This window comes from Rahnella woolbedingensis (assembly GCF_003602095.1).
In the GTDB taxonomy this organism is placed as follows: domain Bacteria; phylum Pseudomonadota; class Gammaproteobacteria; order Enterobacterales; family Enterobacteriaceae; genus Rahnella; species Rahnella woolbedingensis.
Genome location: NZ_RAHH01000027.1, coordinates 1 through 24,578 on the forward strand (window position 1 = coordinate 1; position 24,578 = coordinate 24,578).

At 53.6% G+C, this 24,578-nt stretch carries 23 protein-coding genes; 13 read left to right on the forward strand and 10 right to left on the reverse strand.

Translation table 11 applies throughout. The features are described from left to right. Window positions 1-164 precede the first annotated feature (164 nt). From D6C13_RS19700 to D6C13_RS19710, 3 genes are read left to right on the forward strand one after another with little or no spacing between them, the layout of a single operon-like run. Entirely contained in the window at window positions 165-386 is a 222-nt protein-coding gene (locus D6C13_RS19700; protein ID WP_208642916.1) for a hypothetical protein, read from the forward strand. Window positions 387-430: 44 nt separating this feature from the next. Next, window positions 431-1,432 (forward strand): hypothetical protein, encoded by a 1,002-nt coding sequence (locus D6C13_RS19705; RefSeq protein ID WP_244212727.1) that lies wholly within the window; start codon window positions 431-433, stop codon window positions 1,430-1,432. Between the two features lie 13 nt (window positions 1,433-1,445). Then, complete coding sequence (locus D6C13_RS19710) at window positions 1,446-1,730, forward strand: type VI secretion system PAAR protein (protein ID WP_120134368.1); 285 nt, start codon at window positions 1,446-1,448, stop codon at window positions 1,728-1,730. Between the two features lie 46 nt (window positions 1,731-1,776). Here D6C13_RS19710 and lldD read toward each other — a convergent pair whose 3' ends face one another. Continuing rightward, complete coding sequence (gene lldD / locus D6C13_RS19715) at window positions 1,777-2,940, reverse strand: FMN-dependent L-lactate dehydrogenase LldD (protein WP_120134369.1); 1,164 nt, start codon at window positions 2,938-2,940, stop codon at window positions 1,777-1,779. A 330-nt stretch (window positions 2,941-3,270) separates the two neighbouring features. Here lldD and D6C13_RS19720 point away from each other — a divergent pair, with 330 nt between their 5' ends. Then, window positions 3,271-11,805 (forward strand): glycoside hydrolase family 94 protein, encoded by an 8,535-nt coding sequence (locus tag D6C13_RS19720; RefSeq protein WP_120134370.1) that lies wholly within the window; start codon window positions 3,271-3,273, stop codon window positions 11,803-11,805. Between the two features lie 46 nt (window positions 11,806-11,851). On the opposite strand, the gene D6C13_RS25675 is transcribed toward D6C13_RS19720, so the two are convergent. Next, on the reverse strand, window positions 11,852-11,995 hold the full coding sequence (locus D6C13_RS25675; protein ID WP_167458054.1) for a hypothetical protein: 144 nt from the start codon (window positions 11,993-11,995) through the stop codon (window positions 11,852-11,854). Window positions 11,996-12,211: 216 nt separating this feature from the next. On the opposite strand from D6C13_RS25675, the gene D6C13_RS19730 reads away from it, so the two are divergent. From D6C13_RS19730 to D6C13_RS19745, 4 genes are all read left to right on the forward strand, one after another. Continuing rightward, on the forward strand, window positions 12,212-12,622 hold the full coding sequence (locus tag D6C13_RS19730; protein WP_120134372.1) for a hypothetical protein: 411 nt from the start codon (window positions 12,212-12,214) through the stop codon (window positions 12,620-12,622). Between the two features lie 227 nt (window positions 12,623-12,849). Continuing rightward, complete coding sequence (gene hutW / locus D6C13_RS19735; protein ID WP_120134373.1) at window positions 12,850-14,175, forward strand: heme anaerobic degradation radical SAM methyltransferase ChuW/HutW; 1,326 nt, start codon at window positions 12,850-12,852, stop codon at window positions 14,173-14,175. After that, entirely contained in the window at window positions 14,162-14,674 is a 513-nt protein-coding gene (gene hutX, locus D6C13_RS19740) for a heme utilization cystosolic carrier protein HutX (protein WP_120134374.1), read from the forward strand. The genes hutW and hutX overlap by 14 nt, the downstream gene beginning before the upstream one ends. Continuing rightward, a complete protein-coding gene (locus D6C13_RS19745) occupies window positions 14,671-15,294 on the forward strand; it encodes an SDR family oxidoreductase (protein WP_120134375.1) in 624 nt (207 codons plus the stop codon). Before hutX ends, D6C13_RS19745 begins: the two co-directional genes overlap by 4 nt. Before the next feature lie 39 nt (window positions 15,295-15,333). Here D6C13_RS19745 and D6C13_RS19750 read toward each other — a convergent pair whose 3' ends face one another. The 5 genes from D6C13_RS19750 to D6C13_RS19770 form a co-directional block, all read right to left on the reverse strand. Further along, window positions 15,334-16,071 carry a metallophosphoesterase gene (locus D6C13_RS19750; RefSeq protein ID WP_120134376.1) on the reverse strand — a complete coding sequence of 246 codons (738 nt, stop codon included), beginning with the start codon at window positions 16,069-16,071 and terminating at the stop codon, window positions 15,334-15,336. A gap of 104 nt (window positions 16,072-16,175) precedes the next feature. Further along, entirely contained in the window at window positions 16,176-16,580 is a 405-nt protein-coding gene (locus tag D6C13_RS19755; protein WP_120134377.1) for an SRPBCC domain-containing protein, read from the reverse strand. A 30-nt stretch (window positions 16,581-16,610) separates the two neighbouring features. Next, on the reverse strand, window positions 16,611-16,931 hold the full coding sequence (locus D6C13_RS19760) for a DMT family transporter (protein WP_120134378.1): 321 nt from the start codon (window positions 16,929-16,931) through the stop codon (window positions 16,611-16,613). A 126-nt stretch (window positions 16,932-17,057) separates the two neighbouring features. After that, window positions 17,058-18,524, reverse strand: a complete 1,467-nt coding sequence (locus D6C13_RS19765; protein WP_120134379.1) for a sensor histidine kinase — start codon at window positions 18,522-18,524, stop codon at window positions 17,058-17,060. 3 nt (window positions 18,525-18,527) lie between these two features. Further along, the gene (locus tag D6C13_RS19770) at window positions 18,528-19,250 is read right to left on the reverse strand and encodes a response regulator transcription factor (protein WP_120134380.1); all 723 of its coding nucleotides are present in this window, start codon (window positions 19,248-19,250) and stop codon (window positions 18,528-18,530) included. Between the two features lie 153 nt (window positions 19,251-19,403). On the opposite strand from D6C13_RS19770, the gene D6C13_RS19775 reads away from it, so the two are divergent. The 3 genes from D6C13_RS19775 to D6C13_RS19785 all read left to right on the forward strand — a co-directional run bounded on the left by D6C13_RS19775 (window position 19,404) and on the right by D6C13_RS19785 (window position 21,216). After that, window positions 19,404-20,030, forward strand: a complete 627-nt coding sequence (locus tag D6C13_RS19775) for a cytochrome b/b6 domain-containing protein (protein WP_120134381.1) — start codon at window positions 19,404-19,406, stop codon at window positions 20,028-20,030. Window positions 20,031-20,039: 9 nt separating this feature from the next. Next, a complete protein-coding gene (locus D6C13_RS19780) occupies window positions 20,040-20,843 on the forward strand; it encodes a molybdopterin-dependent oxidoreductase (RefSeq protein WP_120134382.1) in 804 nt (267 codons plus the stop codon). 70 nt (window positions 20,844-20,913) lie between these two features. Next, window positions 20,914-21,216, forward strand: coding sequence for a pentapeptide MXKDX repeat protein (locus D6C13_RS19785; protein ID WP_120134383.1), 303 nt, complete (start codon window positions 20,914-20,916; stop codon window positions 21,214-21,216). A gap of 81 nt (window positions 21,217-21,297) precedes the next feature. On the opposite strand, the gene D6C13_RS19790 is transcribed toward D6C13_RS19785, so the two are convergent. Next, window positions 21,298-21,687, reverse strand: coding sequence for a hypothetical protein (locus D6C13_RS19790; RefSeq protein ID WP_120134384.1), 390 nt, complete (start codon window positions 21,685-21,687; stop codon window positions 21,298-21,300). A gap of 159 nt (window positions 21,688-21,846) precedes the next feature. Between D6C13_RS19790 and D6C13_RS19795 the strand changes: the two genes are divergently transcribed. Together D6C13_RS19795 and map are read left to right on the forward strand one after the other, a co-directional pair. Next, window positions 21,847-22,101, forward strand: coding sequence for a ParD-like family protein (locus D6C13_RS19795; RefSeq protein ID WP_120134385.1), 255 nt, complete (start codon window positions 21,847-21,849; stop codon window positions 22,099-22,101). Between the two features lie 37 nt (window positions 22,102-22,138). Beyond that, the gene (map, locus tag D6C13_RS19800) at window positions 22,139-22,891 is read left to right on the forward strand and encodes a type I methionyl aminopeptidase (protein WP_425272729.1); all 753 of its coding nucleotides are present in this window, start codon (window positions 22,139-22,141) and stop codon (window positions 22,889-22,891) included. A 143-nt stretch (window positions 22,892-23,034) separates the two neighbouring features. On the opposite strand, the gene D6C13_RS19805 is transcribed toward map, so the two are convergent. Together D6C13_RS19805 and D6C13_RS19810 are read right to left on the reverse strand one after the other, a co-directional pair. Next, window positions 23,035-23,517, reverse strand: coding sequence for a PadR family transcriptional regulator (locus tag D6C13_RS19805; RefSeq protein WP_244212728.1), 483 nt, complete (start codon window positions 23,515-23,517; stop codon window positions 23,035-23,037). A gap of 2 nt (window positions 23,518-23,519) precedes the next feature. Then, window positions 23,520-24,332 carry a siderophore-interacting protein gene (locus D6C13_RS19810; protein WP_120134387.1) on the reverse strand — a complete coding sequence of 271 codons (813 nt, stop codon included), beginning with the start codon at window positions 24,330-24,332 and terminating at the stop codon, window positions 23,520-23,522. Window positions 24,333-24,578: the final 246 nt, after the last annotated feature.

Consider the following 24,578-nt stretch of genomic DNA (forward strand, 5'->3'; position numbering starts at 1 on the left):
AGGTGTTGTAAGCGCCGCCTTTGAAGCTGAAGTGTTCTTTGCCGAAATAACCTTAGGTGCCGAAGGATCAATCTCAAACCGCCGCAGGTTTCGAGCTGGATCAACATGATGATGGGTTAGATCTGGCAGCATTTCATGATGGAATTAAGGGGAGGTTTGAGTTTATGGCTGAAGTTAAGTATGGAGAAGTTGACCGAAGTGATGGAAAAAAAATAGAAGAAAATATTAAGAATGAATGGCAACTGGCTGATTCTCTTAGCGCCGTAAATTCGCCATTGCGGATAAATCTGTATGGTAAGGAAAGGATCATGGGCAAACCGATAATATCAACTGCTGTCGACCATGAACCATGGGCTATGGGTTCTAATCCGAACAGGGGAAGATAAGCACAAATGTCGGATATTTTGAGGTTTCAACAAAGAGTAAAATTATGAAAAAATCAACATTGATAACGTTATTAGTCTTTTTAGGAGTCGGTATGGTAACAACTGTGCATGCAAATTCTATAAATTTAAAAATTCGAAGTTTATTCAATATAAAAAATTCATTTTGCAGTATTAAAACAAATGAAGTTTTAGGCATGGATAACAGAAAGCCAGCTTTCTCTGGTCGTGGCGGTGGTATATCAAGCACAAATTCATTATTATTTTTAGAAAACGGAAGCAATACTATCAGCTTAGAGATTGGTGCTCTTAATTGGTTTTCAAAGGATAATTTAACTGAAAAGGAAAGAAGTGTATTCTCTAAAGATGCAGGATGCAAACTGGATTTGGTTAATTTTGATGGGGAAACGAAAAAAATAATTACTTCAATAGACGTAACTATAAATAAAAATGGCGTTCCTGTTGGAAAAAATGATAAAGGCGAACTTATTACCGGCAAGGAAATTCTAGCTGAAAACATTCAGGAAGGTCATATTGATAGCAATTTTTTCAATAAATTTTACTTCCCTAAAAAAATGAAACTTTATGAATTTTCTCAACAGGTGAATATTCATGGAGTTCAGGAGTGGGGGTGGGTAAATTCAACACCCTACAACAATAAAACTGAACAATTAAATAAGTTGCGCGCTGCATATACGCTAATGGCTGAAATTATAAACAGCAAAGATCGAAAAAAATTAAAAGAATATGACCACGTAGCTTTGAAAGCATGGTCTTACACTACAGGAGAAAGTGAGGATGAAATATTATTATCACAGTATCCTGAAGAAAAGTTAGAACAAGGCAAAGCCAGAATTGAACCGATTAATTGGGATGATTATGAAGTCAGAGTTATGAATAAAGGGCGCATTGTGCAATTATTCAATAAATCCAAACCAACCTTTTCTCCTTTAACGTATTATTACATAGATGAAGAACGTGAAAAATTTCTAGGCTATTTCGCCCCGATGTTCTCTCAGATCAATGGGGAATTCGTTCCCGTCATTTAAAAGGAATTTAAAGATGCCAATAGCCGCAAAAGTCAGTGACCAGGGGTCACAGCATGACGGATATCCGGTTACGCTCATTACCTCCGGTTCTCCTTCGGTATTTTTCGACGGGCTTCCGGCTGCACGATTAGGGGATCCGCTGACGCCGCACAGTAAACCTGAACATCCGGCTCACCCGCGTAAAATTGCCAGCGGGTCTGCGGCTGTATTTATTGATGACATACCTGCTGCCAGAACCGGTGACAGCATCGATTGCGGCGGTGTGGTTATCGGAAGTGGCACGGTGAATATTGGTTAACATGGCTGACCGGCGGCGTGTTTTATGCCTGCCGCCGGAAAGTTTTTTACAACGTCGAGCGATGTACCTGATCCCGCCCGTACACCAGCGATTCCCCGCTTATTTCAGCAATGGTTTTCGCGCCGGTTAACGTCATCGCCACCCGCATTTCTTTTTCGATCAGGTTCAGCAGATTAATAACACCTGCTTCACCGCCTGCCGCCAGTGCATACACAAACGCCCTGCCCAGCAACACGCTGTCTGCACCGAGCGCAATCATGCGCACTACGTCCAGGCCGGTGCGGATACCGGAATCGGCAAGAATGGTGATGTCGCCTTTCACCGCGTCCGCGATGGCAGGCAGTGCATGGGCGGTAGAGAGCACACCATCGAGCTGGCGGCCACCGTGGTTAGAAACCACGATGCCGTCGGCTCCAAATTTGACAGCATCTTTCGCGTCTTCCGGATCCAGAATGCCTTTAATAATCATCGGGCCTTTCCAGAATTCGCGGATCCACTCTAAATCTTTCCATGAAATCGACGGGTCGAAGTTGGTCCCGAGCCAGCCGATATAATCTTCCAGCGTGGTCGGTTTACCACGATAGGCCGAGACATTCCCGAGATCATGCGGCTTGCCGTTAAGACCGACATCCCACGCCCATTGCGGATGCATCACCGCCTGTAGCATACGACGCGCCGCCGCATTCGGGCCGCTCATGCCGGAATGCGCGTCGCGATAACGTGCGCCCGGCACCGGCATATCCACGGTAAAAACCAGCGTTTTTACGCCCGCTGCCTGTGCGCGTTCCAGCGCATTGCGCATGAATCCGCGATCTTTAAGCACGTAAAGCTGGAACCACATCGGGCGGTCGATGGCCGGTGCGACTTCTTCAATCGGGCAAACAGAAACGGTGGAAAGCGTGAAGGGAATGCCTTTTTTCGCTGCGGCACGAGCAGCCTGAACTTCACCACGACGGGCATACATACCGGTCAGGCCGACAGGTGCCAGTATCACCGGCATCGCCAGTTTTTCGCCGAACAGCTCAGTTTCGAGGCTCAGGTCGGACATATTTTTTAGGATGCGCTGGCGCAGAGCGATATCGGCCAGATCGGCGGTATTGCGGCGAAGCGTATGTTCGTTGTAAGCGCCGCCGTCGATGTAATGAAACAAAAATGGCGGCAGTTTACTTTTTGCCGCAGCGCGGTAGTCCGTTGATGCAGAAATGATCATGATGTTTTCTCGTTATCTTGCGCTCTTTTACATGGCGCTGTAGGGGTTCCCGAAGTGTAGCTGATAAACACAACTCTTGAGAAAACAAAGACAACGAAATTCAGCGCTGTTTCACGATCCCCATTAATTTTGCTGTGATCTGCACTGAAACGTAAGCAACTTTGCAAACTAAACCCACTCACTTCCTCAAAAGAGACTAAGCTCAGGGGAGACGCCCGCCCGGCGACAAATCCGAACTGCCTCCCTGCCCTCTGCCCATTACTCTCTTCATGTGAACTCTTATCGCAGCCCAGGCAACTGCCTTTTCGGGTCCACGTAAGGTATGTCGACGTGAAAAATGCTGTGATTAACTGGTTTAAAAGTAAACGAGCACCTCCTGCACCGGTCATTACCCGACGTCAACGGGCCAGCGCGCTGGAAAATTCTGCCCCCATCCGCGCCGAGCTTTTCTCTGCGGATCAGATGGAAAGATTTGGCGGAAAGCTGGCTCTGTCTCATAAGCTTTCCGGTAAAAAACTGCCTTATTACCTGCTTAAACGTCTAGACGATAACGAAAAAGTACTGACCCGCAGTTGTCTGATCCTCAGCAGTGGCGAGAAAGCCAGTATCACCCCCGCCGGTGAATGGCTGCTCGACAATTTTTATCTGATAGAAGAACAGATCCGCGTCGTGCGTCAGCTGCTGCCGAAAAACTTCGGCAAAGGTCTGCCATCACTGGGCGCACCGCATTTTTGTCCGCGCATTTATGACATCGCCACCGAAGTCGTCAGTCACAGCGACGGCCTGTGGGATATCACCACGCTGACCCGTTTTCTCTCTACTTATCAGAGTGTACGACCGCTGACGCTCGGCGAGCTGTGGGCGTTTCCGGGGATGCTGCGCCTGGCACTGATTGAGAACCTGCGCCGTGTCAGTATCGAAGTGGCGAATGCCCAGCAGGAGCGCAATCTGGCCGATTTTTGGGTCACCAAATTGCAGGACAGCGCCGAGAACGATCCGGCCAGTCAGATCATCGTGATTGCCGATATGGCGCGCAGCAATCCGCCACGTACCAGCGCGTTTGTTGCCGAACTGGTTCGCCGTTTGCAGGGCCACGGTTCAATACTGGCGCTGCCGCTGACCTGGGTGGAACAGCGTCTGAGCGAAGTCGGCCTGACCCAGCGCGAAGTGATCGACAAATTTAACCAGCAGCTGGCGGCCAACCAGCTTTCCGTCAGCAACAGTATTATGGGATTACGCCAGCTGACTGAAATGGACTGGGCGGATTTCGCCGAAAATCTCAGCGTGGTGGAGAAAATTCTCCATGAAGATCCCGCCGGGGTTTACGCCTCGATGCACTTCGATACCCGCGACAATTACCGTCATCAGATAGAACGCCTTTCACGGAACTCCCGCCACGACGAAGCTTTTGTCGCCAGCCGGGCTATTGCATTGGCACAGCAGAGCGTGGATGACGACCGGCAGCGCCATGTAGGTTATTACCTGATCGACGCCGGTCGCAAGGCGCTTGAGAAAGACTTGCAGGTGCGATACCCCTGCGTGACCCGCCTGCGCGGCCGTCTCAGTCAGACGCCGCTGCTCTCGTGGCTGGGCAGTCTGTTATTGCTGACCACTGCCGTCACTGCCGATGCACTTTACCGCTCAGCGCACCCGGCCATGCACTGGATGTGGTGGAGTTTGCTATTACCGGTGGTGCTGGTCGCCAGCCAGTTCGCGCTCAATCTGCTCAGTGAAATCACCACCCGCAGCCGGACGCCGCAACCGCTGCCGCGCCTCGAATATGCCGGTGGTATTCCGGCATCTGCCAGCACACTGGTGGTGATCCCCTGCCTGCTCGGCAGTCGTAAAAATATCGAAGCGCTGATCAGCAGCCTTGAAGTGTGTTATCTCGGCAACGCGTTACCGAACCTGAATTTCGCGCTGCTCAGTGATTTCCACGACAGTCAGAGCCAGCATAATGCGGATAACGATGCCCTGCTGGCGTATGCCACACAGCAAATTCAGATGCTGAACCGCCGCTATCCTTCGGCGCAGGGCGCACTGTTTACCTTGTTGCATCGCGACAGCGAACTCAATACTCCGCAGGGCGTGTGGATGGGGTATGAGCGCAAACGCGGCAAACTCAATGCACTTAACCGCTGGCTGCGCGATGAAGGCGAGCCGTTCTCCCTGACTGAAGGCAGTACGCAGGCGCATCTGCGTCAGGTGAAATACGTCATTACGCTCGACAGCGATACCGTATTGCCACGGGCAACCGCGCATCAGCTTGTCGCCGCGATGGCGCATCCGCTCAATCATCCGGTGTATGACGAACAGCGTCATCGGGTGGTGTCCGGTTACGCCATTCTCCAGCCACGGCTGGCGGAAGAAATTCCGGAAAACGGTCAGGGGCGTTACGCCGCCTTGTGCAGCAGTGTACCGGGCAACGATCCGTATTCGTCGATGTCTTCTGACATCTATCAGGATTTATTTGGCGAAGGCTCTTTTGTTGGCAAAGGGATTTACGACGTGGATATGTTTATCCGCGCGACGGACAATACCTGCCCGGAAAATCTGGTACTCAGTCACGACCTGCTGGAAGGCTGCTACGCCCGTTCGGGCATGCTCAGCGATGTGGTGCTTTACGAGCAATATCCGGATCATTATCTGGCGGATGTGGCGCGTAAAACCCGCTGGATCCGCGGTGACTGGCAACTGCTTAACTGGCTGGGAATTCATGTCACGCAGGAAGATGGCACGCGCTGCCGCAATCCGCTGACCCTGCTTTCGCGCTGGAAACTGTTCGATAACCTGCGCCGTAGTCTGGTGGCACCGGCGCTGCTGATCCTTATCTTCAGCGCCCTGCTGCTGGTAGCAGACAAGCTGTACTGGTTAGGATTTATTGCCGTGATCTTGCTGTTCCCGGTGCTGGTGGCGCTGGTGCTGGATCTGTTTAACAAAGGCCCGCGTCGCGCGCTGGTTCCTCATGTGAAAAGCGTGGCATCTGCCACCGTCAGCCGGATTTCCCGCGTGGTGCTCAACCTGATGACGCTGCCGCATGAAGCCGTGTATTCGGTGCAGGCGATTTTGCTGACACTGTGGCGCCTCAACGTCAGTCACCGCAAATTGCATGAGTGGGCGAGCGTCAATATCAGCGCCAAAAATCATGCACACCGGCCGACGTATTTTTACCGCCGGATGTGGGCTAATCCGCTGGCGGGGGTGGCTGTCATTCTGCTGGCTGCGCAGTCCCATCCTTCGCTGCTGGCCTTTGCCGTGCCGCTCGGGCTGCTGTGGTTTATCGCACCGCGTATTCTGTGCTGGCTGAGTCAGCCCGCGCGCCGCGAAGTGCCGGATCTGGATGCACAACAACAGAGTTATCTGCGCCAAACTGCACGTCAGACCTGGTCCTTCTTTGAAGTCTTCGTCAATGAAACCGAAAACTGGCTGCCGCCGGATAATTTCCAGGAAATTCCCCAGCCGGTGATAGCGCATCGCACCTCGCCGACCAATATCGGGCTGTCGCTGCTGGCCAATATCACCGCCTGGGATTTTGGCTATATCACGCAGGGCGAAGTGCTGGAACGCACCAGCCTGACGCTGGATACGCTGGATAAACTCGAACATTATCGCGGTCACTTATATAACTGGTACGACACGCGTACGCTTGAGCCGCTCAATCCGCGCTACATTTCCAGCGTCGACAGCGGCAATCTGGCCGGGCATTTACTGACGCTGAGCACCGGTTTACGTCTGTGGCGATCGCAGCCTGCCGTCAATATTCCGGCGTGGCTCAGCGGGCTGGAAGACACGCTAAATATGGCGGAAAACCCGGCAGATGCGCCGCTGCTGGCAAAACTTCGCGAAAGTCTGAAACAGGCGGCTGGCGAAAATGCGGCACAAGGTATTTTGCATCTGCGCGAAATGCGTGCGCTGATAGCTGCCACGGCTGAAAGCTGGCTGCAACGGCTGGCTCAGCAACTGGATGCCGGTTTGCAGGCGTGGTCAGATTTTTACGCTGAACTGTCGCCGGAGGCGCAAAACGGGCCGTTGCCTTCACTGCAATGGCTGGCGCAGCAGGATGCCCGCTCCGCTCCGTCGCTTTCCCGCGCGATCGGTCTGGCGCGCCAGCGTCTGGACATTATCGGCGAGCTGGAACAGCGCCTGAATGACCATGCGCGCATGGACTTCCGCTTCCTGTACGATAAAAACACCCATCTGCTGACCGTCGGATATAACTGCGACGCGCACAAAATGGACAGCGGAAAATACGATCTGCTGCCATCTGAAATTCGTCTGACCAACTACGTCACCATCGCCACCAATCAGCTGCCGCAAAAAAGCTGGTTTGCGCTCGGACGCCTGTTTACCGTGATCGAGAAACAACCGTCGCTGATGTCGTGGAGCGGGTCGATGTTTGAATACCTGATGCCACAACTGGTGATGCCGGCCTATCCGGATACGTTGCTGGTGCAGATGTGTCAGACCGCGGTTGACCGGCAAATCGCCTGGGGCAAGGAAAACAACGTGCCGTGGGGGATTTCTGAATCCGCCTATGCGGCGTTTGATCTCAACCAGAACTATCAGTACCACGCGTTCGGCGTGCCGGGCCTCGGCCTGAAACGTGGTCTCGGCGAAGACATGGTGGTCGCGCCTTATGCCACCATGATGGCGCTGATGATCCGCCCACAGCAGGCTTGTCAGAATCTCAACGTGCTGGAACAGTGCGGTGCGCGCGGGGAATACGGTTTTTACGACGCGCTCGATTACAGCCCGTCACGCCTGATCCGTGGGCAGATTTACATCGTGGTGCGCTCTTACATGGCGCACCATCAGGGGATGGGCTTCCTGGCGCTGGCTAATGTGCTGCTCGGCGCGCCGATGACGGCACGCTTCGCCGCCAATGCCGCGTTCCAGTCGGCACGCCTGCTGTTGCAGGAACGGGTGCCGGATGCGGTGGAACTTTACAGCCCGCGCCGTCACTTTGAATCTCATGACAACACGCTGCAAAAAGTGAACATTGAGCTGCGTGAATTTACCGACACCAGCAGTGCCTCACCGGAAATTCAGTTGCTGTCGAACACCAATTATCACCTGATGGTGACGCAGGCCGGGGGCAGCGTCAGCCGCTGGAAAGATCTGACGCTGACCCGCTGGCGCGAAGATGCGACGCGCGATAACCGCGGGATTTTCTGCTATATCAGCGATCCGCAGTCCGGCGCGGTGTACAGCAACACCTGGCAGCCGCTCGGCAAGCAAAAAGGCACCTATCACGCGGTGCTCAATGATTTTGGCGCGGAATTTAAACGTACGCAGGGTTCGCTGACCATGCAGACTCACATCGTCGTCTCACCGGAAGATGATGTCGAAATTCGCCGCATGACGGTTACGCATCATGGCCGTCGTCCGCGTGAGCTGGAAATCACCACCTATGCCGAAGTGGTGCTGGCACCTGCCGCCAATGACACTGCGCATCCGGCTTTCAGCAATCTGTTTGTGCAAACCGAACTGGTGCCAGCGCAGGAAGGGATTTTGTGTCACCGCCGACCGCGTGAACCGGAAGAACAGTGCCCGTGGATGTTCCATATGATGGCCATTCACGGCGCCGTAGAACGGGAAACGTCGTTTGAAACTGACCGCGCGGCCTTTATCGGACGGGGTAATACCCCGGCCAGCCCGCAGGCGTTGCGCCAGGCCGGACCGCTGACCAACAGCGCCGGTGCGGTGCTGGATCCGGTCATGTCCATCCGCCAGCGCATCACTCTTAAACCCGGCGTGCCGGTGATTATCGATATGGTATATGGCATTTCCGATACCCGTCTGCAAAGCCTGATGCTACTGGAAAAATACCGTGACCATCATATTGCTGACAGGGTATTCGAAATCGCCTGGTCGCATAGTCAGGTGGTGCTGCGCCAGCTGAATGCCACCGAAGACGATGCGGGACTCTATAACCGTCTGGCCGGAGCACTTGTCTTCGCCACGCAGGAAATGCGCGGAGATGCACAAGCCGTCATCGCCAACCGTCGAGGTCAGTCCGGGCTATGGGGACAATCACTTTCCGGCGACCTGCCTGTTATCCTGCTGACCATGACCAGCAGCGAGAATATCGGGCTGGTGAAACAGCTGGTCCGCGCCCATAACTACTGGCGGCTGAAAGGACTGAAAGTCGATTTGGTGGTGTTATCCAACGACCCCGGCGGCTATCAGCAGGCGTTGCAGAATCAGATCCTCAGCCTGGTCGCTTCGGGCGCAGGACCGAGCCAGACCGATATTCCGGGCGGAATTTTTGTCCGCAATGGCGAGCAACTGACTCAGGAAGACCGCACCCTGCTGATGAGCGTGGCGCGGGTGGTGATCGACGACCGGCGCGGATCGCTGGCCGATCAGCTTAATCAGCGTATGCAGTTGCCGCACGTATCGCCGTCTGCGTTGCTGCCGGTGCGCACGGCCGCAGATATTGCGCCGGTCGCCTCACTGCCGCGCGATCTGACCTGTTTCAACGGGCTGGGCGGATTCTCTCCAGACGGGCGCGAATATCAGATTGTGCTCAACGAAGGCCAGAATACGCCTGCGCCGTGGTCAAACGTGCTGGCGAATGCCGGTTTCGGTTCGGTGATTTCAGAAAGCGGGCAGGCCTATACCTGGTTTGAAAATGCCCACGAATACCGCCTGACACCATGGGAAAACGATCCGGTCAGCGACAGCTCCGGCGAAGCTTTCTATTTGCGCGATGAGGAGACCGGCAGCGTCTGGTCACCGGCACCGTTACCGGTGCGCGATAACGGCGGCTATGTGACCCGCCACGGCTTCGGCTACAGCGTGTTCGAACATACCGGGCACGGGATCAGCAGTGAGATGACGGTATTAGTGGCGGAACATGCGCCGGTAAAACTGATTATGCTGACGCTGACCAACGTCTCAGGGCGGCCACGCAGGCTGTCGGTGACCGGGTATGCCGAATGGATGATGGCGGATTTACGCGCCAAATCTGCCATGCATATCGTCACCTCCGCGGCACACGTGGCACAAGGCTGCGGCGTGCTGGCGACCAATCACTACACCAGTAACGGCTCGCCGCGCACCGCCTTTTTCGCGGTGACCGGCGCACACTGTTCAATCAGCGGCGATCGTCGTGAGTTCCTCGGTCGCACCGGTTCAACCGCTGCGCCTGCGGCGATGAAAAATCAGCGGCTCTCGGATAAAACCGGCGCGATGCTCGATCCTTGCGGTGCGGTGCAGTCGGCCACCACGCTTATCGACGGCGACCAGCGCACCTTTATCTTTGCCCTCGGCCTCGGGCAAAACGCCGGTGACGCCGAAGCCCTGATCCATCAGTTCTTCCAGGAAGGTGCCGCGCAGGCCGAACTGGACAGAGTTCATCATCACTGGCATCAGGTGCTGGATAAAATTCAGATCACGACGCCGGACAAATCTGTCGATCTGCTGACCAACGGCTGGCTGATTTACCAGACCCTCGCCAGCCGGATCCTCGCCCGCAGCGGCTATTACCAGTCCGGCGGTGCGTTCGGTTTCCGCGATCAGTTGCAGGATACGCTGGCGCTGACGCACGCGGCGCCGGAACGGATGCGCGAACAGATCCTGCTGTGCGCGTCACGGCAATTTATCGAAGGCGACGTCCAGCACTGGTGGCATCCGCCATCCGGTAACGGTGTGCGCACCCGCTGTTCCGATGACTATCTGTGGCTGCCACTGGCCATCAGCCATTACATCGCGGTGACCGGCGATCACACGATTGCAGAGGAGACGGCGCCATATCTCGAGGCACGTCTGCTGGCACCGGGCGAAGAGTCGGTCTACGAGCAACCGGTGGTCAGCGGTACCCGCGAAAACCTGTGGCAGCACGGGATCCGCGCGCTGAAACATGGTCTGAAAATGGGTGAACACGGTCTGCCTCTGATGGGCGCGGGCGACTGGAACGACGGCATGAATCTGGTCGGTCTGGGCGGGCGCGGGGAAAGCGTCTGGCTGGGCTTCTTCCTGTATAACGTGCTGCAACGTTACGGCGAGCTGGCAGAAATCCGTCAGGACGCCGCGACCGCCACGTTATGCCGCGAACAGTCGGCGCAGCTGAAACAGAACCTCAACGATCACGCCTGGGACGGAGAATGGTATCTGCGCGGCTATTTCGACAGCGGTGAAACGCTCGGTTCTCATGTCAATGCGGAATGCCAGATAGACGCCATCGCTCAAAGCTGGTCGGTACTTTCCGGTGCTGGCACGCCGGAGCGTACTGCCAGCGCCATGCAGTCGGTGGATAAGTATCTGGTGGACAGCGACGCGGGGCTCATCAAACTGCTGACGCCGCCTTTCGATGGTAACGGGCCGAACCCCGGTTATATCCGCGGTTATCTGCCGGGAGTACGTGAGAATGGCGGGCAATACACGCACGGGGCCATCTGGGCGGTAATGGCTTTTGCCAGACAGGGCAACACCGAACGCGCGTGGCAATTGATGTCGATGATCAACCCGATCAATCACAGCCTGACGCCGGAGGCGGTCAGCCGTTACAAAGCCGAACCTTACGTGATTTCCGCCGATATTTACTCGGTGGATCCGCACAGCGGGCGCGGCGGCTGGAGCTGGTACACCGGCTCCGCAGGCTGGACGTATCGCCTGATCACCGAATCTTTGCTCGGCATCACCCGCCACGGCGACGCCATTTCGATCCACAGCAAACTGCCGCAGGAGTGGCCGGAAATCACCGTCACTTACCAGCAGGGCAGCAGCCGTTATCTGATCACCGTCCGCCGCAGTACCGGAGAATATGGCGTCACACTGGACGGCACGCCGCTTGCCGGTGACAAGATCCCGCTTACCGATGACGGTACTGAACATCGGGCGGAGGTAATGCTTGGAGGTTAATGCGTTGACTGAATAGTTCGGAAGAAATGCCCTGCATTGCAGGGCATTACGCCGCCATCAGGAAGTTTATCGGGGCGTTACCGCCGATAGATGTGCTGGTGACCGACGCCAGCGACGACACGCAAATTACAGATATTGCCGTCCGACCGAGGCGGGATAAGGTCGACGGTAAAAGATCAGCTTTATTCATGCGCCCTGAGGAAAGTTGCGGTGCAGGGTATTAACCTCAAATGTGCCTTTCAGTGATATATTTTAACCATTTCAAATTATCTATAATAGGCGGTTAATTCACTTGCTATATATTTTAATTTTCTGTTTTATGGGTGTGAATTAGCTCGCCACTCATTCAATGAATATATAAACCATCAAACATACATATGGAACAATTATCAAAGGAGCAACAGTGATGCGTAAAAAAATTCCTGCACTGCTGGTTTTTCTTTCCCTGCTGGTTCTGAATACGGCTGGTGCGATTGATATAAAGCCCGGTGAATGGACAATGGGCCAAACGGGCAGCTTTCAACAAAAACTTTGCGTCACGCCTGAAATTTCAAAGGTGTTTTCACAGTTTTATAAAAATAATAAATACAAGCATGACAATTGCGAGAATTATTTAACAAATAATACCTCCCGGCACGCGGTTCTAAAAAGAATTTGCGTTGTGAACGGTGTGACATCATCCGAAATTGTGGAACTGACCCGGATGAATGAGAATAAAATTTATGCCAGAGTACACACTCTACAGGATATTAAAAAGCGATCGACATACCGGGGAGGCTCAGGGTTATTGCGCTACACGTCAAAAAAATGTTCTTAGCCCGAAATAGAAAAAGACTTGGATTTTCATCACACTCACCTCCCTTCGTAAAGACACGACGCACCTGAACGCGTACAGCGGCGCTGCCCGAATGCAAATTTCCGCCACTGGGAAAAGACTCCTTGATACAGATCATCACAAATGCGTTTTGGGTTTGATCGAATGATAATCATTATCGTTTAATGCCAGCGAATGAATGATGATTTCTTCAGGAGAAGACAAACTCAATGAGCTTAGACCTCGCGTGCTTTTACGCTGCCGCCGACGGGCTGCCGTTTCCCGACCGCTGGGCAGTAATGCCCTGGCGGTCACAGCAGCCGGTTCCGCCGCAGGAGATCCCCGCTCAGTGGCAGGCGCTTTGTCAGCGCCTGCTTCCTGCCAATAAGCGTCTGGTCTATCTGCACATCCCCTTTTGCGCGACGCACTGTAAATTTTGCGGGTTCTACCAGAACAAACTGGAAGCAGAGGCTACGGAACAATATTGCGATTACCTGATTCGGGAAATAGAACAGGAAGCCCCTTCGCCGCTGCATCAGTCCGCTCCCGTCCACGCCGTCTATTTTGGCGGTGGCACACCGACGGCGCTCAGCGCAAAGCAATTACACCGGATCATCAGCACGCTGCGGCACCGTTTGCCGCTGGCACCGGATTGCGAAATCACCGTCGAAGGGCGGATCCTTAATTTCGATGACGAACGCATTGACGCCTGTCTGGAGGCGGGGGCTAACCGTTTTTCTATCGGCATTCAGACGTTTGATACCCGTGTCCGCCAGCGTATGGGACGCCGCGCCAGCCGTGAAGAAGCGATACAGTTTTTGCGTAAACTTGGCGAGCGTGACCGCGCAGCGGTGGTCTGCGACCTGATGTTCGGATTGCCGGAGCAGACGCCTGAGAGCTGGCACGAAGATTTGCAGATTGTCCGCGATTTACCGCTTGATGGCGTCGACCTTTACGCCCTGAACCTGCTGCCTTCCACGCCGCTGGGCAAAGCGGTGGAAAATAAACGCGTCTCGCTGCCAGATGTCACTCAGCGTCGTGATTTTTACCTCGAAGGCGAAGCCTTTCTGGCGCGCGACGGCTGGCATCAGATAAGCAACAGCCACTGGGCGCGCAGCACGCGTGAACGCAATTTGTACAATTTGCTGATCAAAAAAGGCGCCGATTGTCTGGCCTTTGGCAGCGGTGCCGGCGGCAATCTCGGCGGGCAATCGTATATGACCGCACGCAGTCTGGAGATGTATTACCAGCAGATGGACGCCGGACAAAAACCCATCATGATGATGACCGCTGCGGCGACGGGTGAGCACCGCTGGCGACTGGATTTACAGGGCGGCATCGAGGCGGGACGGTACGACCTGAGCCGTATCATCACCGATACTTTCCCGCTCGAACCGCTGTTACAGCAATGGCAAGAGTGCGGTCTGATGCACACCGAAGGTCCGCGCTTTAGTCTCACTCCCTCCGGACGCTTCTGGGCCAGCAACCTGTTGCAGGCGCTGCAAACCCTCATCCCACAACTGACTTTACGGAATACCACCCATGCCAACGGATAAACTTCAGTCCCTGATCGACTTTCTCGCCACTCAGCCCGACGGCACCGTCGAAGATATCGCCCGCGAATACCGCATCACATCGCTGGAAGTGATTCAGAACCTGCCGGGAAGTTATCTGTTTGCCGGGACGCAATTCGACGCCATATGGGACAACATCACCGGATGGGGCGATGTCACGACGCTGGTCAATAATGACGACCTGATCCTCGAATTTCACGGCCCGTTACCGAGCGGAACACACCGTCACGGTTATTTTAACCTGCGCGGCAAACAGGGCATGAGCGGGCATATCCGCGCGACGCATTGTCAGCATATTGCGCTGGTGGAACGTCCGTTTATGGGAATGAGCACAGTAAGTGTCTGGTTTTTAAACGCTTCTGGTTATGCCATGCTCAAGGTCTTCGTCGGGCGTGACAGCCATCGGGAATTACTGACCGATCAGCTGAATGCATTTCGCGCCCTTCCCGCCCTTCTGGCCGAGAGAGAGAACCAACCTTGAATACTTTGCTGATTTTTGGCGCAGGCAGCGGCGTCGGTGCTGAACTGGTGGCGTTGACGGCGCAGGAACGTCCGGTCGTGGCGCTTATCCGTAACGCAGAACAGGCGCAAACGTTGCGCGCCCTGGGTGTGACCGTGATTGAGGGTGATGCGCTTGATCCCGCCGACGTTTTACAGGCCTGCGGGATGGCAGGCAGCGAAGCACAGATCGTTTCCACGCTGGGCGGAAAGCTTTCTGATTACACCGCCAACCGGCTGATCATCGATACCGCCGAACAAACCGGTATCCGCCAGATGTTGCTGGTGACGTCTATTGGCTGCGGCGACAGCTGGCCGACATTATCCGCACGCGCAAAACAGGCGTTCGGGCAGGCAGTACGCGAGAAATCACTGGCCGAAAGCTGGCTGCAAACCAGCACGCTGGACTGGTGCATTTTACGCCCCGGCGGCCTGATGAATGGCGATGCAACAGGCAAAGCACATTTGATCCAAACCGAAGCCCACGGCCGCGTGCGCCGCAGCGATGTCGCGCTGCACATTCAGCAACTGTTGGCGTCCGGCGAAGACTGGGGCGAAATCTTTGCGCTGTGCGATTCGACGCTGGAAGGGGAACGGTTTTAACCCTTCGGCTTTTGTTCAGACCTACGAATAAAGCATGAGTCAGAGTGAAACATGATGACTGACCACGGAACCGTCAATAAAACGGTGAACCATCAGTGCGGGTGGATCGTTCGCAGGCGGCACCGAAACCGTGCCAAACCACAGCGGATTTGCAGGACAGATCGACCCGCAGATGTATGCGGGTATTCCTGCTAATGTTCCGGCAACGGGCCGATGAACGTGGCCCGTCGCAATCGCCAGAGGCCGTTGCGGGTTTTGCCGTAAAAAAGCGCCAAGCTTCTGCGCATCACCACACATGATATCGTCCAGAGGGGGAATACCACTCGGGAAAACGTGATGGTGCATAAACAGCATCGACGCCGTATTCCCTTTCGCAGACAATGCTTTCTCTAACCAGGGGATGTGTTCCCCTGCACTTGCGGCAGAAGCTCCGGGGATCGTCGCGTCCAATCCGATAAGTCTTATCTCACCCATATCAGCCACAAAATGCATGGCCTGGTCGCCTTCTCCATCTGCATTCAGGTCGTTGTGCAATACAGAGCGCATTACACGGCGGTTGTCAGAATTTCCCGGCAGAATGAATTTTGGATAAGTTCTTGAATTCAGGCAGGCCGATATCTTTGTATATCCATCCCGCCAGTCGTTATCTGTCAGGTCGCCGGTGATGACCAGTACATCGGGTTTAACCGAATCCAGCCAGGCTAATGCGCACTCAAGCCGGGTTAAATTGTCATTTTCGGGTGCGGCATGAATATCTGAGATCTGAGCAATAATCACAAGTCCCCCTGCGTGAGAGCAAAAACTCCGCTGATAAAATCGAGAAAGCCGCTCATGTTACAAAGCGGCTTTTTGTTTTTGTCTTATCAGGTTATGCAATGGTTTTAATTCGCCTCAACATACCGGGCAAAATTATTCAGGATCGCCTGCCAGCCCTGTTGTTGTTGCTCCACCGGATTTTCGGTTTCTGCATCAAACGTCACATGCACGGTCACTCCCGTTTCATCAGCTGTGAATTTCACTACGCCTGTACGTTCACCGAAGGTATATTCGATGACTTCACAGGGCACGATACGGGTATAAACGCCTGCAAAATCAAATCCGAAACTGCCGTCTTTGGCCTCCATACGAGAAGTGAATTTCCCACCCGGACGCAAATCCACCGTCGCTTTTGTGGTGTGCCAGTCATCAGATGCCGTGTTCCACTTCATAATATCTTTCGGGGTGGTATACGCATTCCAGGCTTTTTCAGGCGTCGCACTGATGTGGGTCTCAACGGTGATTTTCATAGTCATGCTCCGGGGAGTGAGGGACTTTCTTTAGGCTTTCGTAGCTAATTTTAGCAGAACCACGCCAGAGAAAATCAGCAGCACGGCGATCACGCGCAGCGGGTTGAGGCTTTCGCCAAACATCACCACGCCGAGAATAAAAGCACCGATGGCGCCGATACCGACCCAGACGGTGTAGGACGTGCCGAGCGGCAGGGTTTTCATCGAAATCGCCAGCAAAATCACGCTGAGGATCATGAAGAAAATCGTGAGGATACTGGGAATAAGGCGGGTGAAACCGTGGGATTCTTTCATTGCGGTCGACCAGACCACTTCGAAAATGCCAGCGAGAAACAGATAAAACCAGGCCATGATAGTTCCTAAATGCGCAAGGTCGTCCCTGCATCAGGTTGGCTGAGTCTCTGGTCGTCCAGTCAGCATGAAGAGTGAAAGATTATAGTCCACTCTTTCATGCTTTTACAAAAACATAATCAGGATTCAAAGCGGCACCGAAAACTGGAAGCAGGCGCCGTGCTTTGGCTGTTCGATGAGTTTGATGTCGCTGCCGTGCAGTTGCAGAATGCGCCGCACGATCATCAGCCCCAGGCCGCCTGCGCGGTGTTTGTTGGTACTGAGAATCGACGGACGAACAAACAGATTATCTTTCAGCTCCGGCGCGATGCCCGGCCCGCTGTCTTTCAGCTGCACCATCACCTGCCCTGCGTGCGGCCACAGTTTGATTTCTATCGTGCCGCCTTCCGGCGTGAAGCGGATGGCGTTATCCAGCAGGTTGGTAAGCACCCGCTCAATCATGCCGAGATCGGCATTCACCAGCGGAATACCCGGTGTGATATCCGCCAGTAATTTTTGCCCGCGGGTTTCTGTCGCCAGTTCGAATTTCTGGAAAACATCCTGCACTAATTCACTCAGCGAGAAAGATTCTTTCTGCGGTTTCACCACGCCATATTCGAGGCGCGCCAGTTCGAATAATTCCTGCGCCAGCCGACCGACTTTTTTACTCTGCGTCAGGGCGATATTCAGATAGCGCTGGCGGTCTTCGTTACTCAGGTTGTCAGATTTCACCGACAAGGTTTCCAGATAGCCGTGCAGCGACGTCAGCGGTGTGCGCAGATCGTGGGAAATATTGGCGATGAACTCCCGCCGTTGCTGATCCTGCACCATCAGGCTTTGCCACTGCTGATCGATGCGTTTTGCCAGCGCGATGAACGCCTGTTGCAGCAGCGTGACTTCATCACGGGCGGAGCCTTCCGGCACATTGGTTTTCGCCAGCGCCTGAATCGCTTCCATTCCGCCCGTATCCAGCCGGGCAATCTGTTCGGTCAGTTTACGCACCGGACGCGTTACCCAGCGAAACGCCAGCGCACCGGCCAGCAGGCCGAACAACGCCACAAGCCCCATAGAACGTAACGCCAGCGCGATGGCTGACTGATATTGCGCGTCGCTGGTCAGCGTGGTGTAGGCATCGCCGAGCAAAACGATATACACGTAGCCCTCTATCTGGCCGTTAACCTGCAACGGCGCCGCGCTGAAGACCTGCGGAGTCTGCGGATCCCGCGGATTATCGCCATACACCGGCATTTTTGCGCCATGCAGCAGCGCGTTAACCGGCGCCAGATCGATGCGTTTTTGTTGCAACCTGCCGGCCGGAGCCGCATTGCCGACGATGTTGCCTTCTTTATCCAGCAGATAGACCTCAACGCTCGGATTCACCGCCATCAGCTGGTCAAACAGGGTATGGACCACTTTAGGATCCCAGTTGCCCTCGCTGAGCAGCGGATTATTGGCGGCAATCTGCGTCGCCAGATTGGCCGACAGCCGCTGGATCACCGACTGGCTGTACTGATTGCTGGAACGCACCTGCATATAGCCGGAAAGCGCACAGCAGGCGATCAGCAGCACCATAAATACCAGAGTCAGTCTTTGCGCCAGCGTGAGATTTTTCATGATTTACCCTTGCGCGTCTTCAGCGGAAGACACGAATTTATAGCCTTTTCCCCACACGGTCAGAATACGTTCCGGCTCAGCCGGATTGGCTTCTATCTTGATGCGCAGCCGGTTGATATGGGTGTTCACCGTATGCTCATACCCTTCGTGTTCGTACCCCCAGACCTGATTTAGCAGGCTGAGGCGCGAGAACACTTTGCCGGGATTTTTGGCAAAGAAATACAGCAGATCAAACTCGCGCGGCGTCAGCTCAACGGACTGCTGATTCAGCATAACTTCGCGCGCAATCGGGTCGATCGCCAGCCCGGAAAAACTCAGGGTACCGGCGTCCATTTTCATATTCCGGCTCATCGCTTCCTGCCGCCGGAAAAGCGCCTTCACCCGCGCCACCAGTTCCAGCATCGAGAAAGGTTTCGCCAGATAATCGTCCGCACCCAGCTCCAGCCCGAGCACGCGATGCACTTCGCTGGAACGTGCGCTGATAATAATGATTGGCGTGTAACGCGTCATATTGCGGGCACGGCGGCAGATTTCCAGGCCGTCGACGCCCGGCAGCATCAGGTCGAGGATCAGCGCGTCCCAGCCGCCCTTTTCCAGATGTGCCACGCCCAGATTGCCGTCTGCGGCGTGAGTGATTTGATAACCTTCATCGCGCAGATGCAGGCTCAGCAGTTCGGCGATATCTCCGTCATCTTCAACTATCAGGATCTTCTTCGTCTTATCCATGTGTCATCCCAAAACGTGGCGTTCCCCAATGGTTTGAGTCTACACAAGCAACCGGCTGTGAGTTATCACATTTTATTTAACTTTGCGTGAGGTCTCGGGGAACAAATCTGTTCAATACTCGCTTCATCACAGGGCGGACAGCCGGACTTCATCATGACAATACACACGGATTTACCCGATCAGGCAAAACAAAAACCAGCCATCGTACATCCTTTATGGCTGCGTCTGACCCACTGGCTGAATGCGCTGGCGGTGCTGATTATGGTGACCAGCGGCTGGCAAATTTATAACGCCTCCCCGCTGTTTGATTTTATTTTTCCCCGGGCCATCACACTCGGTGACTGGCTGGGTGGCGGCATTCAGTGGCATTTCGCTGGCATGTGGTTATTCGGCGTTAACGGCCTGTTTTATCTGCTGATGAACATTTTTACCGGCCGGATGAAAGAGAAATTCTGGCCGCTGACACCGCGCGGCATCTTCAACGATTTACTGGCTGCCCTGCGCGGCAAGCTGAAACACGATGATTTGCGTCACTACAACATGGTGCAGCGCGCGGCGTATGTATTCGTGATGTTCGACGGCATCGTGCTGGTCCTTTCCGGGCTGGTGGTGTGGAAATCCGTGCAATTCCCACTGCTGCGCGAACTGATGGGCGGCTTTGATACCGCGCGTTACGTGCATTTTCTGGCGATGGCGTCGCTGGTGGGATTTGTCGTGCTGCATATCGTGATGGTGGCGCTGGTGCCGAAAACCCTGATTGCCATGCTGCGCGGACGTTAAGGAAAACCGATGAAAAACATAGTTAAAAAAACCATCAGCCAGATGTTCAGTCCTTCCGACAGTGAAGCGATTTTACAGGAAGCGAAAAAGCAGATTATCCGCGAACTGGATGTGCCCTCCCGCCGCCTGTTTTTACAGCGCGGGCTGACGCTCGGCGGTGTTGCGATGCTGACCGGCTGCGACATCAGCGATAACGCCAGTGTGGAAAGCGCACTGGGTAAAATCTCCGGCTTTAACGACCGCGTACAGGGCTGGCTGTTTGGTTCAACTCGACTGGCGCCGGTATATCCAGAATCGATGATGACACGTCCGTTTCCGTTTAACGCCTTTTACGCCGAAGACGACGCACCGGAAGTCGACGGTACGGCTTATCGTCTGAAAATCGCCGGTCTGGCGCTGGATAAACGCGAATGGTCCTTGCCGACATTATACAAAATGGCGCAGGTCAGCCAGGTCACACGACACATTTGCGTCGAAGGCTGGAGCGCGATCGGCAAATGGGGCGGCGTGCCGTTTGGTGATTTTTTGCGCCTGATCGGGGCCGATCTCACCGCGGAATACGTCAGCTTTAAATGCGCCGACGAGTATTACACCAGCATTGATATGGCGACGGCGCTGCACCCGCAAACCCTGCTGGCGCTGACCTATGACGGCCAGATTTTGCCGCGCAAATACGGTTTCCCGATGAAGCTGAGAATGCCGACCAAACTCGGTTACAAGAATCCAAAACATATCGAAGTGATTGAAATAACCAACAAGTTCACCGGTGGCTACTGGGAAGATCAGGGCTACAACTGGTTCGGCGGAAGCTGAACATGATCCATAGGGATCAACACTGTCCACAACAACCTTTGTATCTCAAAACCTAAAAGAAGGAATTACCATGAAAAAGTTAACCGTAATGATGATGTCTGCTTGTCTGATGATGGGCGCTGTGAGCACCACCTATGCTGCTGACGCCATGGCGAAGAAAGATACCATGGGCCATGACTGCATGAAAAAGGACAGCATGGGCAAAGATTCCATGGCGAAAGACAGTATGGGCAAAGACTGCATGTCCAAAGATCATATGAAGAAAGACAGCATGTCTAAAGACTCCATGTCCAAAGACTCAATGTCTAAAGACTCAATGTCTAAAGACAACATGTCGAAAGACGCGATGAAAAAAGATACCTCCAGTCAGTAAGCGTCATTAAACCCGACCCTGTAGCTAAAACGCCCCCGTCTGTTCAGCGGGGGCGTTTTGTTTTTATCAATTCTGAAAACGTTATTTCGCAGCGCCGGAAGCCAGACGGATCTGAATATCGTTATCGAGATTATTCACCCAGTGGTTATAGCCGCGGTGGATTTCACCCTTTTCCGCCATCAGATTCGTACTGCTCACATAATTAATGGTGTAGCTGTTTTGTGTGTAATTGACGCGGATATTCGCCACGTGATCACGGTTGTTCAGACGGCCATTAATCACGCCCGGTCCGCCATCTGTCATGATCCATCCACGGTTTAATCCCGCGCTCATGATCGCGGTTTTAATCTGGTCTTCAGAATTGTGCGTCGTAATGGTGGTGTGTGGCGTTAATACCGATTCAGTCCGCGAGCAGCCCGCCAGTGACAAAATGCACACCAGGCCAATGAGTAACTTACTTGTAAATTTCATGTGAACCTTTTGAATATATAATTTGGGATAAAGAATTGAAAACTCAACATAATATACGCCAGTCGCGAAAAGGTGTCATGAGATGCACCGGTTGAGTTTAGGGTTCATTACACGTAGTATATAAAACATATATGATTCGTATACTACTGAGGACGCCCGATGGGTATCATCAAAATTTCAGAACTGATGCATGAGAATCTGCGTATCGCCAGTCTGGCGTACACGCGTTCCATCAACGCGCAGGCCGAACACTGGATGAAAATCGGCATGCTGATGGAGACGCATCCGGACATGACGCACAGTGAGATTTCGCAATTGCTGGTGCGTTGTAGCCTGGAATCTGAAGAAAATACCGGAAGTATTCGCACGCTGTTAAACGTCGGCGGCACACACAGGAAAGCAAGTAATGAATAATGGTTTAGACAGCCGATATTTCGTCAACAATAACCGTATGGTCAAAACGCCGGAAGGCATCGATAAAGCCCGTATCGCCGGTAAACTGGCGGCACGCGTGCTGCATATGATCACGCCTTACGTAGTGCCGGGCGTCACAACCAATGAACTGGACCGCATCTGTCACGATTTTATCGTCAACGAATTGCAGGCTATCCCGGCCAATATCGGTTATCACGGCTACCAGAAAACCACCTGCACCTCCGTCAACCATGTGATTTGCCACGGTATTCCTTCCGATAAAGCCCTGAAGAAAGGCGACATCGTGAACATCGACGTGGCGCTGATCAAAGACGGCTGGTACGGCGACACCAGCCGTATGTATTACGCCGGTGAGCCGGGCATTATGGCGCGTCGTCTGGTGGATACCACCTTTGAAGCGATGATGGCCGGTATTGAAGTGGTGCGTCCCGGCGCAACGCTCGGTGACGTCGGTCATGCCATTGCTGCTGTTGCGAAACGCGAAGGGTTTTCCATTGTGGAAGAATATTGCGGTCACGGTATCGGCATGGGCTACCACGAAGATCCGCAGGTGCTGCATTACGGCGAGAAAGGCCGCGGACTGGTCCTGCAGGAAGGCATGTTATTCACCATCGAACCAATGCTGAACGCCGGTAAAAAGCAAAATAAAGTGCTGCCCGATGGCTGGACGGTGGTGACCAAAGATCACTCTTTGTCCGCGCAGTGGGAACATATGATTGCAGTGACGAAAGATGGCTATGAGATCCTAACGCCGTGGCCTGAAAGCTAGACTCCCCTTCATCCTTCGTGTTGTCTCTGCGTTGGCTGCCTTCATTCCCCCCGGTCACTTAGTTCACTAAGCTCCCGGGGATTCATTCAGTTGTCGCCTTGATACAACACGAAAGATTTTGGGGATTTTTTAAATTAAATGAACTAACTACGCTCGATTTCTTTGGTCGCGCGGTCTAATGCATCGGTAATTTTATACAGCGTTTCCTGTTCAATCGGCCCTTTTGCCAGACGCAGATTGAGCGCCATGCGCATGTTGTTAATCGCGCGCTGCATTTCCGGAATACTACGGTTATTCGACAAAATCGCCAGGGAATGCAGTTTTTCCGTCACCGCGACGAACAATGGTTCCTGTTCAGCCAGCGATTGCGTGCCTTCGGGCGTAATCGAATATTGCTTCTTACCCCCCTCGTCCTGATCCGCCGTGATCAAACCCTGTTCTTCCAGGAAGGTCAGGTTCGGATAAATAATACTGGCGCTCGGCGTGTATTCGCCTTTAGAGAGTTCTTCAATGGCTTTGATCAGTTCATAACCGTGAGCGGAACGTTGCTGCAAAAAATGCAGCATCAGCAGGCGGATATCCCCCGTTTCGAACATCCTTTCGCGGCGGTGTTTATGATTCATCATGGTTACTTATTGTGCCAGTACGCGACACAACGGACTAAATTAGCGTCCAGACCGCGATTTTCGACGAAGTCATCATTCAGGCCTTTAACGAATTTTCCTTCGCCCGTCGCCCAGATGTAGTAATCGCTTTCCGGCAGGGACAGGCTTTTCAGCTTTTTAACTGCCGCGTCATTTTCCTGATAACCGTTTTGTTCTTCGCTGACCATCCATTCGATGTCGAAATCATTTTCTTCAGACAGATAGCTGATACAGCTGACATCTTTCACTTTTACCAGCACGGTCACTTTCGCGTCTGATGCCGCCTGTTTCAGCTCACGCAGACGGCGTTTTACGGCCGGAAGACCGGTTTCGTCACAGACATACAGCTGCCATTTATAGGTCGTCGGGATAATCAGAGAACCGCGTGGCCCGCCGATGATCAGTTTATCGCCCGGTTTCGCGCCAGTTGCCCATTCACTGGCGATACCGCCGTCGTGAAGATAGAAATCCAGCGTCAGTTCATTGGTCTGCGCATCGAAATGCAGCGGCGTGTATTCGCGGTTCAGCGGACGCGGCCCTTCGCCCCACACAATGCCTTCTTCCGTCGCGGTCGGCGGCGTGATCACATCACCCGGATTCGGCGGGAAAAACAGTTTGATGTGGTCATCAAAGCCACGGGAATTAAAACCTTTCAGCTCGTCGCCGTTTAAAACGATGCGCTGAAAACAGCCGGAAAGGGTTTCGCTGCTTTTAACCGTGATGTGACGAAAAACCAGATCGTTTTTGACACGAATAGGCAGATTTGCGGCAGGGATTTCGGTGCGATGCAGGGTCATCACGTTTTCTCTTTTGAAGTAAGGTTTAGCGAAAGATATATCTTAGTAATATTTTCCGCAACCCCGAAAATCGTAAGGACACTGACCTTAGCCCCCGTCCTTTTCATCTCCCGCTGGTTCATTTTTCACCACGCATTGCAAAGATTTCGTTAAGAACCGCATTTTTATTTATCAATTTGTTGATAACAATTATCAGTATCATTATCATTCGCACCAAGCCAAAATGGGTTGGGACAATAAATAAAC

Coding starts and splice junctions, on each gene's coding strand:
- D6C13_RS19765 (WP_120134379.1), bottom strand. CDS start 18,524: ATGAAAAATCTCACGCTGGCGCAAAGACTGACTCTGGTATTTATGGTG.
- D6C13_RS19770 (WP_120134380.1), bottom strand. CDS start 19,250: ATGGATAAGACGAAGAAGATCCTGATAGTTGAAGATGACGGAGATATC.
- D6C13_RS25675 (WP_167458054.1), bottom strand. CDS start 11,995: ATGAATAAAGCTGATCTTTTACCGTCGACCTTATCCCGCCTCGGTCGG.
- D6C13_RS19710 (WP_120134368.1), top strand. CDS start 1,446: ATGCCAATAGCCGCAAAAGTCAGTGACCAGGGGTCACAGCATGACGGA.
- D6C13_RS19705 (WP_244212727.1), top strand. CDS start 431: ATGAAAAAATCAACATTGATAACGTTATTAGTCTTTTTAGGAGTCGGT.
- lldD (WP_120134369.1), bottom strand. CDS start 2,940: ATGATCATTTCTGCATCAACGGACTACCGCGCTGCGGCAAAAAGTAAA.
- D6C13_RS19795 (WP_120134385.1), top strand. CDS start 21,847: ATGGGTATCATCAAAATTTCAGAACTGATGCATGAGAATCTGCGTATC.
- D6C13_RS19810 (WP_120134387.1), bottom strand. CDS start 24,332: ATGACCCTGCATCGCACCGAAATCCCTGCCGCAAATCTGCCTATTCGT.
- D6C13_RS19700 (WP_208642916.1), top strand. CDS start 165: ATGGCTGAAGTTAAGTATGGAGAAGTTGACCGAAGTGATGGAAAAAAA.
- D6C13_RS19790 (WP_120134384.1), bottom strand. CDS start 21,687: ATGAAATTTACAAGTAAGTTACTCATTGGCCTGGTGTGCATTTTGTCA.
- D6C13_RS19755 (WP_120134377.1), bottom strand. CDS start 16,580: ATGAAAATCACCGTTGAGACCCACATCAGTGCGACGCCTGAAAAAGCC.
- D6C13_RS19760 (WP_120134378.1), bottom strand. CDS start 16,931: ATGGCCTGGTTTTATCTGTTTCTCGCTGGCATTTTCGAAGTGGTCTGG.
- map (WP_425272729.1), top strand. CDS start 22,139: ATGGTCAAAACGCCGGAAGGCATCGATAAAGCCCGTATCGCCGGTAAA.
- D6C13_RS19775 (WP_120134381.1), top strand. CDS start 19,404: ATGACAATACACACGGATTTACCCGATCAGGCAAAACAAAAACCAGCC.
- D6C13_RS19785 (WP_120134383.1), top strand. CDS start 20,914: ATGAAAAAGTTAACCGTAATGATGATGTCTGCTTGTCTGATGATGGGC.
- hutX (WP_120134374.1), top strand. CDS start 14,162: ATGCCAACGGATAAACTTCAGTCCCTGATCGACTTTCTCGCCACTCAG.
- D6C13_RS19805 (WP_244212728.1), bottom strand. CDS start 23,517: ATGATGAATCATAAACACCGCCGCGAAAGGATGTTCGAAACGGGGGAT.
- hutW (WP_120134373.1), top strand. CDS start 12,850: ATGAGCTTAGACCTCGCGTGCTTTTACGCTGCCGCCGACGGGCTGCCG.
- D6C13_RS19780 (WP_120134382.1), top strand. CDS start 20,040: ATGAAAAACATAGTTAAAAAAACCATCAGCCAGATGTTCAGTCCTTCC.
- D6C13_RS19730 (WP_120134372.1), top strand. CDS start 12,212: ATGCGTAAAAAAATTCCTGCACTGCTGGTTTTTCTTTCCCTGCTGGTT.